Origin of the sequence: Pseudomonas cerasi (genome assembly GCF_900074915.1) — a bacterium.
In the GTDB taxonomy this organism is placed as follows: Bacteria; Pseudomonadota; Gammaproteobacteria; order Pseudomonadales; family Pseudomonadaceae; genus Aquipseudomonas; species Aquipseudomonas cerasi.
In genome coordinates this window covers 402,973-418,817 of record NZ_LT222319.1, presented here as the reverse complement: position 1 = coordinate 418,817, position 15,845 = coordinate 402,973, and the positions used below count along the sequence as shown (strand labels likewise).

General features: G+C 60.2%; 15 protein-coding genes. 2 read left to right on the top strand and 13 right to left on the bottom strand.

Features of this window, described 5'->3' with window-relative positions:
- Positions 1 to 208: 208 nt before the first annotated feature.
- The 6 genes from etfB to PCPL58_RS04340 form a co-directional block, all read right to left on the bottom strand.
- On the bottom strand, positions 209 to 1,006 hold the full coding sequence (gene etfB, locus PCPL58_RS04365) for an electron transfer flavoprotein subunit beta (RefSeq protein ID WP_065348889.1): 798 nt from the start codon (positions 1,004 to 1,006) through the stop codon (positions 209 to 211).
- On the bottom strand, positions 996 to 2,216 hold the full coding sequence (gene etfA, locus PCPL58_RS04360; RefSeq protein WP_065348888.1) for an electron transfer flavoprotein subunit alpha: 1,221 nt from the start codon (positions 2,214 to 2,216) through the stop codon (positions 996 to 998). The genes etfB and etfA overlap by 11 nt, the downstream gene beginning before the upstream one ends.
- On the bottom strand, positions 2,213 to 4,177 hold the full coding sequence (gene dgcB / locus PCPL58_RS04355) for a dimethylglycine demethylation protein DgcB (RefSeq protein ID WP_065348887.1): 1,965 nt from the start codon (positions 4,175 to 4,177) through the stop codon (positions 2,213 to 2,215). Before dgcB ends, etfA begins: the two co-directional genes overlap by 4 nt.
- Positions 4,178 to 4,333: 156 nt before the next feature.
- The gene (gene dgcA / locus PCPL58_RS04350; protein ID WP_003432483.1) at positions 4,334 to 6,394 is read right to left on the bottom strand and encodes a dimethylglycine demethylation protein DgcA; all 2,061 of its coding nucleotides are present in this window, start codon (positions 6,392 to 6,394) and stop codon (positions 4,334 to 4,336) included.
- Between the two features lie 15 nt (positions 6,395 to 6,409).
- Positions 6,410 to 6,940 carry a DUF5943 domain-containing protein gene (locus tag PCPL58_RS04345; protein ID WP_003432482.1) on the bottom strand — a complete coding sequence of 177 codons (531 nt, stop codon included), beginning with the start codon at positions 6,938 to 6,940 and terminating at the stop codon, positions 6,410 to 6,412.
- Between the two features lie 84 nt (positions 6,941 to 7,024).
- On the bottom strand, positions 7,025 to 8,002 hold the full coding sequence (locus PCPL58_RS04340; protein ID WP_065348886.1) for a dipeptidase: 978 nt from the start codon (positions 8,000 to 8,002) through the stop codon (positions 7,025 to 7,027).
- A gap of 228 nt (positions 8,003 to 8,230) precedes the next feature.
- On the opposite strand from PCPL58_RS04340, the gene PCPL58_RS04335 reads away from it, so the two are divergent.
- Positions 8,231 to 8,641 carry a lysozyme inhibitor LprI family protein gene (locus PCPL58_RS04335; RefSeq protein ID WP_003405168.1) on the top strand — a complete coding sequence of 137 codons (411 nt, stop codon included), beginning with the start codon at positions 8,231 to 8,233 and terminating at the stop codon, positions 8,639 to 8,641.
- Positions 8,642 to 8,696: 55 nt separating this feature from the next.
- Positions 8,697 to 9,116 carry a DUF3010 family protein gene (locus tag PCPL58_RS04330; RefSeq protein ID WP_003372607.1) on the top strand — a complete coding sequence of 140 codons (420 nt, stop codon included), beginning with the start codon at positions 8,697 to 8,699 and terminating at the stop codon, positions 9,114 to 9,116.
- Positions 9,117 to 9,317: 201 nt separating this feature from the next.
- Here PCPL58_RS04330 and fba read toward each other — a convergent pair whose 3' ends face one another.
- The 7 genes from fba to tkt form a co-directional block, all read right to left on the bottom strand.
- Positions 9,318 to 10,382, bottom strand: a complete 1,065-nt coding sequence (gene fba / locus PCPL58_RS04325; RefSeq protein WP_003372623.1) for a class II fructose-bisphosphate aldolase — start codon at positions 10,380 to 10,382, stop codon at positions 9,318 to 9,320.
- A 113-nt stretch (positions 10,383 to 10,495) separates the two neighbouring features.
- Positions 10,496 to 10,822, bottom strand: a complete 327-nt coding sequence (locus PCPL58_RS04320; RefSeq protein ID WP_065348885.1) for an MliC family protein — start codon at positions 10,820 to 10,822, stop codon at positions 10,496 to 10,498.
- Between the two features lie 52 nt (positions 10,823 to 10,874).
- On the bottom strand, positions 10,875 to 11,072 hold the full coding sequence (locus PCPL58_RS04315; RefSeq protein WP_003372626.1) for a hypothetical protein: 198 nt from the start codon (positions 11,070 to 11,072) through the stop codon (positions 10,875 to 10,877).
- Between the two features lie 84 nt (positions 11,073 to 11,156).
- Positions 11,157 to 11,387 carry a putative periplasmic lipoprotein gene (locus tag PCPL58_RS04310; protein ID WP_010432320.1) on the bottom strand — a complete coding sequence of 77 codons (231 nt, stop codon included), beginning with the start codon at positions 11,385 to 11,387 and terminating at the stop codon, positions 11,157 to 11,159.
- Between the two features lie 27 nt (positions 11,388 to 11,414).
- Positions 11,415 to 12,578 (bottom strand): phosphoglycerate kinase, encoded by a 1,164-nt coding sequence (locus PCPL58_RS04305; protein WP_003372628.1) that lies wholly within the window; start codon positions 12,576 to 12,578, stop codon positions 11,415 to 11,417.
- A gap of 22 nt (positions 12,579 to 12,600) precedes the next feature.
- Entirely contained in the window at positions 12,601 to 13,644 is a 1,044-nt protein-coding gene (epd, locus tag PCPL58_RS04300; protein ID WP_003411999.1) for an erythrose-4-phosphate dehydrogenase, read from the bottom strand.
- Positions 13,645 to 13,830: 186 nt separating this feature from the next.
- On the bottom strand, positions 13,831 to 15,828 hold the full coding sequence (gene tkt, locus PCPL58_RS04295; protein ID WP_065348884.1) for a transketolase: 1,998 nt from the start codon (positions 15,826 to 15,828) through the stop codon (positions 13,831 to 13,833).
- Positions 15,829 to 15,845: the final 17 nt, after the last annotated feature.

Below are 15,845 nucleotides of genomic sequence, written 5' to 3'. Positions count from 1 at the left end.
CAAGGCCGTACAGGCGTGACGTTCGAACGAGCCATTGTGCTACCCACCACCATTTCGAGTTTCAACCGCCGTTACGAAAACGCGGATGTCAAAGTCGAGGTCAGCAATGGCGGTGATCTGAAAGGAAGTATTTCGTATGCCTACTTCCGGCCTCTCTCCGAGCAGAAGGCAAACCGCCCCTCAAAGAGGGCAGCACAAAACCTTAGCCTTACTTTACGACGCCCTCATCGATCAACAGCTTCAGAATCGCGGCTGCGCCCTCTTCAGGGCGCAGCCCCTTGAGCACTTGGCCCCCGCCGCCACTGGCCTTGGCAGTGGCGGCTTTCATGCGATCAGCGCCGCTCTTGGCTTTGATGACCTTCAAGCGTTTGGGCCGCGGTCTGGCTGGCTGCAGCGCTTGGTCGGTCAATAACTCATCGGCAACGACCTGAACCAGTTCGGTGTCCAGCGTGCCACGCTGTGCAGGCCCGAACGCGCTCTGCCGGGGTTTGGGAGCGGCGTTATCCACAGTGGCCAGAAACGGCAGACGAACCTTCAGCCGGCGACGCTGGCCGCGAGGCAGAGCCTGCAACACCAGTGCGGTGCCGTTGTTCAACGACTCGACTTCAGCCAGACCGGTCACCAGTGGCCAGCCCAGCCTTTCAGCCAACAGAAAGGGCAGCATCCCCGACCCTTCACCGGTTTCAGCCTGACTGCCGGCCAACACCACCTGCGCGGCAGAATCCCGGAGGTAGTCAGTCAACGCAATCAGCGCATCGGCGCCCTCGGGTTGCTCCAGCACATGCAGCTCGTTGAGCCCCATGCCAAGGTAAGCGCGCAGCGCCGGTTCTTCGGCATTGCCGGCGTGCAGTACCTGCAAGTTATCCCCAGCCAGCTGCAAACCAAGCTCGACGGCCCGCGCATCCTGTTCGGCGCGGCGCGCACGACCTGATGTCGGGTGCGCCCCGATGGACACCAGACTGATGATCTGTACCGCATGCTTATCCACAGACACTTCAGGCTGCATCACGCTTACCTCCGCTGCGCCAGGCTTCGACTGCGGCGATCAGCGCCTTAAGTACTTCGGCGCTCTCGCCGATGACCGATAGATCTGCACGCTTGACCATGTCGCACCCCGCATCCAGATTGATCGCAATGACCTTGTCACAGGCGCCGATACCCTGCAGATGCTGGATGGCCCCGGAAATACCGACGGCGACATACACCCTTGCGGTCACCCAGGTGCCACTCGCGCCTACCTGCCGCTCGCGGCCCATGAAACCATCGTCCACTGCGACCCGCGACGCCCCTTCGGTGGCCCCGAGTGCCGAAGCGGCCTGATGAAACAGGTCCCAGTCTTTGACACCATTGCCGCCAGACAGAATGAATTCGGCGTCAGCCATGGGGATAGCTCCGGGATCGACGGCAACCGCTCCCAGGTCCTCTATACGCGGCAGGCTGCGCGCCACGCCTGTGGACAACTCGACCGGCACTACCTCATGACGGGTATCGCTGACCGGTTCAGCGCACTCTACAGCGGCCAGAATCAGACGGGCCAGAGGCCGAACCAGGTCTTCGCGACCGGCACCTGCGCGACTTATGCACAGCTGGTCCTTGACCTGCCAGACCCGCGTTGCAGGTCGCTCGCCGATGCTGGCGGCAAAACGTCTTCCCAGTTCGCCACCGCCGGTGCGGCTGTCCGGCAGCAGCCAGTGGCGCGGGTTGAACTGGTTATCCACAGCTCGCAAACCCTGCACGCGCTGTTCCGGTGAATAACCGTCGAACCCGGCACCGTCGATAATCAATAACCGATCCACGCCAGCAACGTCGAAAGCAATTTCCTTGTGTTCGCCGAACACCACCGCCAGCACGGCACCGTCTGCCCCCGCCAGCTGACGCGCCAGCCCCAGCAAGTCGCGGTCGTGGCTGCTCAGACGGCCGCCGACCATATCGGGCACCACCGTGATATGGAACGCTGGCTCGACGATGCTATGCAGCGGCAACTGCACGTCGGCAGCGGCCGAACGCTTGACCGTGCCGCCCTGCTGAGCGCCGCTGCGGTCGATACGCTTGATGCCGTTGGGACCGATAAAACCCAGGCCATGCACGTTCTTGCGCATCAGGCCGTTCGGCCCCATCCAGCGGCTCTGCGCCGGCTGCATGGCCGCATGCAGTGGGTGCAGTCGATTACGGGCAATCCACTCGGCGCGCGGATCACGGCGGATAATGTCACTCAACAGAGCACCTCCGCGGGTTTACGTTTGGCAGGCGCTGGGGTGTTGGGGATAACTTCCTCAATCAGCGCATCGGCGACCAGTTCGGCAATGTCCTTGATCAGTGGTCGCGGCTCGACAACGCCTTCGAGCATGGCTGTGCACTGTGGACAACCTACCGCAACCAGCTCGGCAGCCGTCTCACGAATGTCGTCCATGCGCATGTCAGGAATCCGCTGTCTACCGGGAATGTCAGTGATGGGCGCGCCACCGCCGCCACCGCAGCAGCGGGAGCGAAAGCCCGAGCGCTGCATTTCCCTGATCTCGATCCCCAGCGCGCGCAGCACTTCACGCGGCGCCTCGTATTCGCCGTTGTAACGGCCCAGGTAACACGGATCGTGATAAGTCACGCTGGCGCCTTTGTGCTGGCCCAGCGTCAGGGCGCCGCTGCGCACCAGCTCGGCCATGAAGGTGCTGTGATGCTGCACCTGATAGTCACCGCCAAAAGCGCCATATTCGTTTTTCAGCACATGAAAGCTGTGCGGGTCGCAGGTCACGATACGTTTGAAATCGTAACGGGACAGGGTCTGAATGTTGCGTAGGGCGAGCATCTGGAAGGTCGCTTCATCGCCCAACCGCCTGGCCACATCACCGCTGTCGCGTTCTTCGAGGCCCAGCACGGCGAAATCCACCCCGGCCGCCTTGAGGACTTTGACGAACGCGCGCAGGGTGCGTTGATTACGCATGTCGAACGCGCCATCACCGACCCAGAACAGCACATCCACGGTTTTTTTCTCGCTGAGCAATGTCAGGTTCAGATCGGCCGCCCAGTTCATTCGCCCGCCCGGTGCAAACCCGCCGGGGTTGTCGGTGGCGATCAGGTTGTCCAGCACCTCGGCGCCCTTGTTCGGCGTAGCGCCCTTTTCGAGGGTCAGGTGGCGGCGCATGTCGACGATGGCATCGACGTGCTCGATCATCATCGGGCACTCTTCGACACAGGCTCGGCACGTGGTGCAGGACCACAGCGTTTCGGCGTCCACCAGCCCGTTGACGATGGGCTGATGCGGATTACCACCATGCTCGCCCAGTGGCTTGCCTTTGCCGTCCAGCGATGGATAGGGACTGCCGGCAAATTTTGCGTCGGTGCCCCCGGCAAGACCGACCACCATGTCCTGAATCAGCTTTTTAGGGTTGAGTGGCTGGCCTGCGGCAAACGCCGGGCAGGCCGCTTCGCACTTGCCGCACTGCACGCAGGCGTCGAAGCCCAGCAGTTGGTTCCAGGTGAAGTCCTGAGGTTTCTCCACGCCCAGCGGTGCGGTTCGATCGTTCAGGTCCAAAGGTTTCAGGCCCGTGGAACGTCCACCACCAAAACGCTCGGCACGCCGGTGCCAGGCCAGGTGCAGCGCCCCGGCGAAGGCGTGCTTCATCGGCCCGCCCCAGGTCATGCCGAAAAACAGTTCGCTTACGCCCCACAGCACGCCCAGCCCGAGAACAGCGACCAGTACCCATCCGCCGAAGTGCTCGGGAAGAATGCCCGCCACTGGCAACGTGACCAGAAAGAAGCTCGCGGAAAACGCCATGAGGCTTTTCGGCAGGCGCATCCACGGGCCTTTCGACAGACGCGCAGGCGGGTTGAGACGACGACGATAGACAAACACCGCACCGACGAACATCACCGCCGTCATCAACAGCAGTGCGTAACCAAGCACGCGGTTATGCACACCGAAACCGTGCACCAGAATCGCCAGCACAATCGAGGCCACCGCTCCGCCCGCTGTGGCCACGTGGGTGTTGGCGATGTATTTGTCACGCGCGACCACGTGATGCAGATCGACCATGTACCGCTTGGGCATGGCCAGCAGACCACCCAGCCAATCGACTTTCGAGGACCGACCGTTGCGCCACAGGGTTGCCCGCCGCCAGGCGCCCAGCGCCGCAAGGGCCAGGGCGCTGAACAGCAGGATCGGAAGAAGGGTGTCTAGCATCTGAAGCTCCAGGTACCAAGCGGTCTTGCAGTCCGGGTGACGCTTCGTTGATTCGCAAAAACCGTGGATCAGACAACCCGCATGTCGGCTGATCTATCGCATTCGCGAACCCGTTCGCTCCCACGGCCTGCGGCCGGAATCAAAGACAGGCGAGCCTTAAAAGTCCTTGCACAGCCGCAAGCCGTCATAGATCGCCGCGTGGGTATTACGCTGCGCCACGCAATCGCCGATACGGAACAGCAGATAACCGTCACCCGGCTGGCTCAACGATGGCTGTGGCTGAATGGCGAACAGCGCATCGATATCGATCTGGCCTTTGTTGCGCGAGCCTTCCTTGAGCGCGTAGTAGATCGCTTCGTCGGGACGCACGCCGTTTTCCACCACCACCTGATCGACGACCCGCTCTTCCTTGGCGCCGGTGTATTCGTTTTCCAGCACCGCCACCAGCTTGTCGCCCTCGCGATAGACCTTTTCCAGCATCATGTCGCCGGTCATGATCACTTCCTTGGGGTACATGCTGCGGTAGTAGGTCGGGAACGAGGTTCCGCCAATCGCCACGCCCGGCTTGATGTCATCGGTGACGATTTCGACCTGGCAGCCCTTGTCGGCCAGAAAATCGGCCACCGACATGCCGGTGAACTCGCAGATGGTGTCGTAGACCAGCACGTTCTTGCCGGGCGCCACCTTGCCGTCCAGCACATCCCAACTGCTGACCACCAGGCCTTCAGCCGCCCCCCAGTGTTCGTTCTGCTCAAGAAACGGGTGACCGCCGACCGCGAGCACCACGATGTCGGGCCGCAGATCGAGAATGGTTGCCGCATCCGCTGCGGTGCCCAGACGCAGGTCGACTTTCAGGCGCGCCAGCTCAAGCTGGAACCAGCGCGTGATGCCGGCGATCTGGTCGCGCTGCGGTGCCTTCGATGCGGTGGTGATCTGCCCGCCGATGAAGTCCTTTTTCTCGAACAGGGTCACGTCATGTCCGCGTTCGGCAGAGACCCGTGCGGCTTCCATCCCGGCAGGACCGGCACCGACCACCACGACCTTGCGCCTGGGTCCGGCGGATTTCTCGATGATGTGCGGCACGCCCATGTATTCGCGGGACGTGGCGGCGTTCTGGATGCACAGCACATCCAGCCCTTGATACTGGCGATCGATGCAGTAGTTGGCACCGACGCACTGCTTGATCTGGTCGATCTGGCCCATCTTGATCTTGGCGATCAGGTGCGGGTCGGCAATGTGCGCGCGGGTCATGCCGACCATATCGACATAGCCACCTTCCAGAATTCGCGTTGCCTGGTTCGGGTCCTTGATGTTCTGCGCGTGCAGCACCGGGGCCTTGACCACTTCCTTGATCCCGGCAGCCAGGTGCAGGAACGGCTCCGGTGGGTAACTCATGTTCGGAATAACGTTGGCCAGGGTGTTGTGGGTGTCACACCCCGAGCCCACCACGCCGATGAAATCGATCATGCCGGTGTCGTCGTAATACTTGGCGATCTGTTTCATGTCCTCGTGGCTTAGGCCATCGGGATGAAACTCGTCGCCACAGATGCGCAACCCTACGCAGAAGTCGGGGCCGACTTCCTTGCGCACCGCCTTGATCACTTCCAGGCCGAAGCGCATGCGGTTCTCGAAACTGCCACCCCATTCATCGGTGCGCTTGTTGACCCGCGGGCTCCAGAACTGGTCGATCATGTGCTGATGCACCGCCGACAACTCGACGCCATCCAGACCACCGGCCTTGGCACGCGCCGCAGCACTGGCGTAGTTGCCGATCACCCGCCAGATTTCCTCGGGCTCGATGGTTTTGCAGGTTGCCCGATGTACCGGCTCGCGAATGCCCGACGGCGACATCAGGGTCGGCCAGTGATCGCCATCCCAGCGCGAGCGACGGCCCATGTGGGTAATCTGGATCATGATCTTGGCGCCATGCTTGTGCATGGCGTCGGCAAGGTTCTGGAAGTGCGGGATGATTCTGTCGGTTGCCAGGTTGACCGATTTCCACCAGCCTTGCGGGCTGTCGATGGCCACGCTTGAAGAGCCGCCACAAATGGCCAGGCCGATGCCGCCCTTGGCTTTTTCCTCGTAGTACTTCACGTAACGATCCGTGGTCATGCCGCCATCGGTGGCGTAGACCTCGGCGTGCGCAGTGCTCAGCACGCGATTGCGGATGGTGAGCTTGCCGATCTGGATCGGCTGGAACATCGCTTCGAAAGCCATAACCCGATCCTCGATTTACAGCGGCTTGACGACAAACAGACCGTCGTCATGACCGTCTTCGGAACCACCGTAAACCTGCTCGGCAACCGTACGCACAGCGCTGCCACTGGCAGCGAGGATCTGATCCATGGCCCCGGCGAACCAGCCGGTGAACATGTAATCGACCTTGCGCCCGACCTTGCCGTAGACGTACACGAAACAGGAGTGCTCCAGCTTCACACTGGCAGTTCCTTTCTCGACGTCGATGTCCTGGATCTTGAACAGGCCCCAGCCACGCTGCGACAGACGCTTCATGTAGTGCTCGAACACCGCAACGCCTTCCAGGCCGTGGCATTCGGCTTCCTTTTCGCACCAGTGCCAGGCGGATTTGTAACCCGCCTTGTAGAGGATGTCGGCGTAGGCATCGGCGCCCAGCACTTCTTCGATGCCCATGTGGTTGTTGACGAAAAAGTGCCGGGGCACGTACAGCATCGGCAACGCATCGGAGGTCCAGACGCCGGTTTCGCTGTCGACTTCGATGGGCAGTTGCGGGGCGATTTTAGCCATGGCGGTCAAACTCCAGATGATTCGGGCTACACCCACCGCTCGAAGGGCCGTGGGGGTTCAATTCGATAAGGTATGGCGGGCGGGTTACTCGCCCCAGACGTCGGCCAGAACGTTGACCCAGTTCTCGCCCATGATCTTGCGCACCACGCGTTCGGAGTGACCGCGCTTGAGCAGCGTTTCAGTCAGATTGGGAAACTCGCCAACGGTGCGGATGCCCAGCGGGTTGATGATCTTGCCGAAGTTGGTCAGGCGGCGGGCGTAGCCCTTGTCGTGGGTCAGGTACTCGAAAAACTCCTGGCCGTGACCCTGAGTGAAGTCAGTGCCAATGCCGATGGCGTCTTCGCCGACGATGTTCATGACGTATTCGATGGCTTCGGCGTAATCGTCAATGGTCGAATCGATGCCCTTGGCCAGGAACGGCGCGAACATGGTCACGCCGACAAAACCGCCATGATCGGCGATGAACTTCAGTTCGGCGTCGGACTTGTTGCGCGGGTGTTCCTTGAGGCCGGAGGGCAGACAGTGGGAGTAGCAGACCGGCTTTTTCGATTCGAGAATGACTTCTTCCGAGGTTTTCGAGCCGACGTGGGACAGGTCGCACATCACCCCGACACGGTTCATTTCAGCGACGATCTCACGACCGAAACCCGACAGCCCGCCGTCGCGCTCGTAGCAGCCCGTGCCCACCAGATTCTGGGTGTTGTAGCACATCTGCACGATGCCGACGCCGAGCTTCTTGAAGATCTCGACGTAGCCGATCTGGTCTTCATAGGCGTGTGCGTTCTGGAAGCCGAACAGAATGCCGGTCTTGCCCAGTTCCTTGGCCTTGCGGATGTCGGCTGTGGTATGCACCGGCATGACCAGGTCGCTGTTTTCGCGCATCAGTTTCTGGCTGGTGCAGATGCTGTTGATGGTCGCCTGAAAGCCCTCCCACACCGACACGGTGCAGTTGGCCATGGTCAGGCCGCCCTTGCGCATGTCTTCGAACAGCTCGCGGTTCCACTTGGCGATGATCAGCCCGTCAATAACGATGCTGTCGGCGTGTAATTCGGCTGGGCTCATCAGGCTGTCCCCTTTTTTGATTGCGGTGCGCCGAATCGGCTGTCGGCGCTAATGGGGTCAGCATATGCCGGAGGGTCAGGGGAACCGGGTGCAAAAACGACAGGGGGTTTGCCGAAAGCGTCAAGATGCGACAAAGGGGGACGGCGAGTCGTCGGGCGATGTCGTAAACCTGTTCAATGTCTCACGCTTGAGACAGAATCGAGCCTATCAATGGATCGGAGCGACTCGATGAAAACGTTTTTGCTGACCCTGGCCCTTATGACGACGGCCGTGACAGGCGTACACGCCGCCCAGAATCCAGACGCGTCGCCCTGCGACGGTGTCGAGGACGACAAGCAGACCCTGGAATGCTCGGCCTACAGCCGCACCACTGCCGAACAGTTGCTCAAGGAAAACTTCGACAACCTGCTTAAGCGCGTTCAGTCGCAGTTCGTCGCCAACAAGACGCAGTTCAACGACTTTACCAGCAAACTCAAGACCGCTCAGCAAGCCTGGGAGAAGCTGCGTGACGCCGACTGCGCGGTTGAGGTCTTCCCTTCTGCAGCAGGCAGCAAAGCCTTCACTATCAGCGAAAACGACTGCATTGCGCGCATGAGTGACGAGCGCTCGGAGTATCTGGAGTCGATAGCGCAGGAATAACGTCTACGATGAGATAACCTGCCTCTTTATATGAACGAGCTCATCAGGTTTTCTCATGATTATTTGCGGTGTAGAAATCAAAGGCAGCGAAGCTATCTTCGCCCTCGCCACTCGACGTAATGGCGGCATCGAGCACTTGCCGCTCGCCACCAAGAAGCTTGCGCTGGAGGACGATGACGAGGCCGCCAACGTCAAAGCCTTCTCCACGCAACTCGCCGGTTTCGTGCGTGAAAACGGCATCAGCCATGTGGTTATCAAGAAGCGCAGCAAGAAAGGCGAATTCGCTGGCGGGCCGACCACCTTCAAGATCGAAACCATCTTTCAACTGATGTCTGATTGCAACGTGGTGCTGATCTCGCCGCAGACTGTCAATGCGCAGAACAAGAAACACACCTTCGCCCTGCCCGACACCCTGAACAAGTATCAGCACGAAGCATACAAGGCGGCGTGTGCGGGTGTGATGAAGAGCGTTTAAGCCTTTCGAGAGAGGACGCAAAGCGTCCAGAACGGCATGCGACGCAGAGCGTCGCACGATAGCGGGGATTATCGTTCCTCACGCTCCAGCGTGGGAATGCAGTTCGTGACGCTCCGCGTCACATTCATTCGCCGCGCAGTTACTTTTGACCCGACATAAAAAAACCCGCATTTCTGCGGGTTTCTTCAATGCTCAATCAACTCAGTTGACCTTGGCATCCAGCTCGCCACGCGCGTAGCGTTCGAACATGGCGTCCAGGGAGATCGGCTTGATCTTCGAGGCGTTGCCAGCGGTGCCGAATGCTTCATAACGGGCGATACATACGTCACGCATGGCCACGACAGTCTTGGCCAGGTACTTGCGCGGGTCGAACTCGCTCGGGTTTTTGGCCATGAATTCGCGGATCGCACCGGTCGATGCCAGACGCAGGTCAGTATCGATGTTGACCTTGCGCACGCCGTGCTTGATGCCTTCAACGATCTCTTCGACCGGCACACCGTAGGTTTCTTTGATGTCGCCGCCGAACTCGTTGATGATTTTCAGCCATTCCTGTGGAACGGACGAAGAACCGTGCATCACCAGGTGAGTGTTAGGGATGCGCTTGTGGATCTCTTTGATGCGCTCGATCGCCAGGATGTCGCCGGTAGGCGGCTTGGTGAACTTATAAGCGCCGTGGCTGGTGCCGATGGCGATGGCCAGGGCATCGACCTGAGTGCGCTTGACGAAGTCAGCGGCTTCTTCCGGGTCGGTCAGCATCTGGCTGTGATCCAGAACGCCTTCCGCACCCACGCCGTCTTCTTCACCAGCCATGCCGGTTTCCAGCGAGCCCAGCACGCCCAGCTCGCCTTCCACGGAAACGCCGCAGGCGTGAGCGAAGGACACAACGCGACGGGTCACGTCGACGTTATAGTCGTAATCGGCCGGAGACTTGCCGTCTTCACGCAGCGAGCCGTCCATCATCACCGAGCTGAAGCCCAGCTGGATCGAGCGCTGGCAGATGTCAGGGCTGGTACCGTGGTCCTGGTGCATGACCACCGGGATGTGCGGGAATTCTTCGATCGCGGCGAGGATCAGGTGACGCAGGAACGGCGCACCGGCGTATTTGCGGGCACCGGCAGAAGCCTGGACGATCACCGGGGAGTCGGTCTTGTCGGCCGCTTCCATAATGGCGCGCATCTGTTCCAGGTTGTTTACGTTGAAAGCTGGAACGCCGTAGCCGAATTCGGCTGCGTGGTCCAACATCTGGCGCATGCTGATAAGTGCCATTGTCTGTGTCTCTCCCGGTAGGGTCGTTAGTCGAGCAAGCCTGCCGTAGTGGCGGCTGCCATTCAAGTTATAAGCTCAGCCACAAGGCCGCGCGTGTGTGCCCGAGATCCGACTTATCTGGCCTTGCAGCCGCGACCGATCAGATCGTTGGTAGCGTCCCAATAGATCAGGCCCTCGCTACCCTTGTTGACGAATGCCAACACATTGTTGCTGTACAGCGTACCGCTGGCAGCGCCGGGTTCAGCCTTGAGCCTGAACACCTGATCGCTTTGATTCAGACGAACATCGACTTCCTTTTTGGCCGAGTCGATGTAGCGCCAGTTGACCTCTGCATTGCTGTCACATACCCAGCGATTCCAAGGGTCATTCTGCTGCGATGAACTCATGCTCGAACAACCGCCAAGCACTGCCAACACCCCGAGGGCAATCACGCCTTTCATTACGTCTCCTGGCTGCCCTGCGAAACGCGGCGTGTGCCGTTCGTTTCAACTGTCAGGGGCAGTTCTGTTCCTGTTTTCGGTCATCGGCCGGCTCACCGGTGACATGTGCCTCAACCCGTTGACTGTTTTCAGTCGTTGGCACATTCACGGCGGCCGGGCTGAATATCTGACAGGTCTTGGCACGCGAGCCAGAACCGGTACAACCAGCCAGTACAATGCAGCTCATCAGAGCCAGGGCAGCGATCTTCATGGCGAAACTCCTTTCCCGGAAAAATATCCACCCTTTAAAGACCGCTGAAGCCCGTCAATGTTGCCAACGGGTTTCAGACCTGGCTCACAGACACCCTACATTGCCTGTCCGCGGCATGAATTCGTAACGATCCCACACCTCGGGGCCGCCGCGCTTGTAGATCACCGGCACCGTTTCTGCCTGCCAGCCCGCCTGATAGCAGCTTAACTGGAGCGGTTGGGTCGGGGAGTCGCTCTCCACCTCTTCAGCCGCAGGCTTGCCCGCGCAACCGGCCAGTAAACCTGCGATGAGAAACCACGGTAACGCCCTGACCATTGACCACTCCTTGTCCAAGGCTTTCACTCAAGCCTTGGCGCGTTGTTCGAGCATTTCCACCGCAGGCAGAACCTTGCCTTCCACGAACTCGAGGAACGCACCGCCACCGGTCGAAATGTAGGAAATCTGTTCTGCCACACCATACTTGTCGATGGCCGCCAGCGTGTCGCCACCGCCCGCGATGGAGAACGCCTGGCTTTCAGCGATGGCCTTGGCCAGCGTTTTGGTGCCTTCACCGAACTGATCGAACTCAAAAACGCCGACCGGACCGTTCCACAGGATAGTCCCGGAAGATTTCAGTAATTCGGCGAAATGCGCAGCAGTTTGCGGGCCAATATCGAGAATCATATCGTCATCGGCGACGTCAGCGATCAGTTTGACAGTAGCGGCAGCGCTCTCGGCGAACTCCTTGGCAACCACCACGTCCGTCGGCAATGGCACGCTGACCTTGGCGGCGATGGCGCGAGCGGTGTCGAGCAGGTCAGGTTCGTACAACGATTTACCGACCTTGTGACCAGCCGCAGCCAGAAAGGTGTTGGCAATGCCGCCGCCGACGATCAACTGATTGCAGATGCCGCTCAGGCTGTTGAGTACGTCCAGCTTGGTGGAGACCTTGGAGCCCGCCACGATGGCGGTCATCGGCTGGGCCGGAGCGCCCAGGGCCTTGCCCAGTGCTTCAAGCTCGGCGGCCAGCAACGGACCTGCCGCTGCCACCTTGGCGAATTTTGCCACGCCGTGAGTAGAACCCTCGGCACGGTGGGCGGTGCCAAAGGCATCCATCACGAACACGTCGCACAGTGCTGCGTATTGCTGCGCCAGCTCGTCGGCGTTCTTTTTCTCGCCCTTGTTGAAGCGAACGTTCTCGAACAGGACGACATCACCCGCTTTCACGTCGACCCCTTCCAGGTAATCGGCAACCAGCGGAACGTCACGACCCAGCGCCTTGCTCAGGTAGTCGGCAACCGGCTTGAGGCTGTTCTCGGCAGAAAACTCACCCTCGGTCGGGCGGCCAAGGTGTGAGCAGACCATGACGGCCGCGCCCTTCTCCAACGCCAGCCTGATGGTCGGCAGCGAAGCGAGGATACGTGCATCACTGCTGACTACGCCGTCCTTTACCGGGACGTTGAGGTCTTCGCGAATCAGTACACGTTTACCTTGCAGATCGAGGTCGGTCATCTTCAAGACGGTCATGAGCATTCCTGTTTTTTTACCGTTATTGGTCAGCGACGCGCAGAAAGTGATCGGCGACGTCGAGCATTCGATTGGCAAAGCCCCACTCGTTGTCGAACCAGGCCAGCAGATTGACCAGCCGGGGTCCGGAAACGCGGGTCTGACTCGCATCGACAATGGCCGAATGCGGGTCATGGTTGAAATCGCAACTGGCGTGCGGCAATTCCGTGTAGGCCAGCAGCCCCTTGAGCGGACCGCTGGTGGCGGCCTCACGCAGGATACGGTTGATCTCCACGGCATCGGTGTCTCGCGACATCTGCAACGTAATGTCCAGACAGGACACATTCACCGTCGGCACGCGAACAGCTTTGGCCTGAATTCGGCCGGCAAGTTCCGGAAGCAGCCGTTCGATTCCTCGCGCCAGACCGGTGGACACCGGAATGATCGACTGGAAAGCCGACCGCGTACGGCGCAGATCCTCGTGATGATAAGCGTCGATCACCGGTTGATCATTCATCGCCGAGTGGATGGTGGTAATAGTCATGTATTCCAGGCCGATGGCCTGATCCAGCAAGCGCAGCAGCGGCACGCTGCAGTTGGTGGTGCACGACGCGGCCGAGACCAGCAGCTCGCGGCCAGTCAGCTTGTGCTGATTGATGCCGAACACGACGGTGGCATCGACATCCCGTTCGCTGGCCATCGGCTGGGAAAACAGCACCCGCGGCGCACCGGCCTCCAGAAAGCGCTGGCCATCTTCGCGAGTGTTGTAGACACCGGAACACTCAAGCACCAGATCGACTTCCAGACCGGCCCAGTCGATGCCTTCGGGCGTCGCACTGCGCAGGACCTTGATCCGGTGGTCATTGATGTGCAGGTATTGCCCTTCGACCCGCACTTCGCCGGGAAACCGGCCGTGTGTGGAGTCAAAGCGCGTGAGGTATTCAAGACTGGCCATGTCGGCCAGATCGTTGATGGCAACCACTTCAAACCCGGCCTTGGCCCCTCGCTCGCACAGCGCGCGAACAACGCAACGACCAATACGGCCGTAACCGTTCAGAGCAACTTTGTAAGGGCGGGGCTGGGGCATGAAATTTTCGCCAGGGGCTGGATCTGATTGCGTAAACGATAAAACCTGTGGGAGCAACAGGGGCGGCGATCCGCTTTGCTCGCGAATGGGAGCACCCGGTTTGCCTGACTCACCGAGGCGCTTCCTTCGCGAGCAAGGCGGATCGCCGCCCCGGTCGCTCCCACAACATCAACATCACATAGCTGATCAGTCTTCGAGCAGCTCTTCAGCAGTGCTCAGGACGTTTTCCAGCGTGAACCCGAACTCTTCGAACAGCGCTGGCGCAGGGGCCGACTCGCCGAAGGTGGTCATGCCGATCACGCGCCCTTCCAGACCTACGTATTTGTACCAGTAGTCGGCGTGAGCCGCTTCGATGGCAATACGCGCGCTGACCTGCAACGGCAGCACCGCCTGCTTGTAAGCAGCATCCTGAGCTTCGAAAATGCTGGTGCATGGCATGGACACCACGCGCACGTTGCGGCCCTGCTCGGTCAGTTTGTCGTAAGCCTGGACAGCCAGACCGACTTCCGAACCGGTCGCGATCAGGATCAGCTCAGGCTCGGCAGCGCAATCACGCAGTACGTAACCGCCACGCGCGATGCATGACAGTTGCTTCTCGTCACGCGCCTGATGAGTCAGGTTCTGACGGGAGAAGATCAGTGCCGACGGGCCATCGTCACGCTCGATAGCGTGTTTCCATGCCACGGCCGACTCCACGGCATCCGCAGGACGCCAGGTGTCCAGGTTCGGCGTGGTACGCAGGCTGGTCAATTGCTCGATCGGCTGGTGAGTCGGGCCGTCTTCGCCCAGACCGATGGAGTCGTGAGTGAATACGTAGATCACGCGCTTCTTCATCAACGAGGCCATACGCACCGCGTTGCGAGCATATTCCATGAAGATCAGGAAGGTTGCGCCGTAAGGCACGAAGCCGCCGTGCAGGGCGATGCCGTTCATCATGGCGCCCATACCGAACTCGCGAACACCGTAATGCAGGTAGTTGCCGTTAGGGTCTTCGCCGGTGATGCTCTTGCAGCCTTTCCAGATGGTCAGGTTGGATCCGGCAAGGTCAGCCGAACCACCCAGAATTTCAGGCAGCAACGGGCCGAGTGCACCCAGTGCGTTCTGGCTGGCCTTGCGGCTGGCGATGGTTTCGCCCTTGGCGTTGACTTCAGCGACATAAGCCGCTGATTTTTCAGCGAAATCTGCAGGCAATTGCCCACTCATGCGACGAATGAAGTCGTTGGCCAGCTCCGGGAACGCGGCGGAATAGGCAGCAAAGCGCTGGTCCCACTCGGCTTCGGCCCCCAGACCTTTTTCCTTCGCGTTCCACTCGGCATAGATATCAGCCGGGATTTCGAAAGGACCGTGATTCCACTTCAGCGCGGCACGGGTCAGGGCGATTTCGTCAGCACCCAGTGGCGCACCGTGGGACTCTTCCTTGCCCTGCTTGTTCGGCGAACCGAAACCGATGGTGGTCTTGCAGCAGATCAGCGTTGGCTGGTCGCTCTTGCGAGCGGTTTCGATGGCTGTCTTAATTTCTTCAGGGTCATGACCGTCGACATTGCGGATCACCAACCAGCCGTACGACTCGAAACGCTTAGGCGTATCGTCGGTGAACCAGCCTTCCACTTCACCATCGATGGAGATGCCGTTGTCGTCGTAGAACGCGATCAGCTTGTTCAGCTGCAACGTGCCGGCCAGCGACGCCGCTTCGTGGGAAATACCTTCCATCATGCAGCCATCGCCCATGAACACGTAGGTATGGTGATCGACGATCGAGTGGCCTGGACGGTTGAACTGTGCGGCGAGGGTCTTCTCGGCAGCAGCGAAACCGACGGCGTTGGCAAAGCCCTGACCCAGCGGACCGGTGGTGGTCTCGACGCCAGGCGTGTATCCGTATTCCGGGTGACCCGGAGTGCGGCTGTGCAATTGACGGAAGTTTTTCAGGTCGTCGATGGACAGGTCGTAGCCGGTCAGGTGCAGCAACGAGTAGACCAGCATCGAGCCGTGGCCGTTGGACATGATGAAACGGTCACGGTCGGCAAACGCAGGGTTTGCCGGGTTGTGCTTCAGATAATCGCGCCAAAGAACCTCGGCGATATCCGCCATGCCCATGGGGGCACCCGGATGGCCGCTGTTGGCTTTTTGCACGGCATCCATGCTGAGGGCACGAATAGCGTTGGCACGCTCACGACGGCTTGGCATCGCTGATCTCCTGGGAA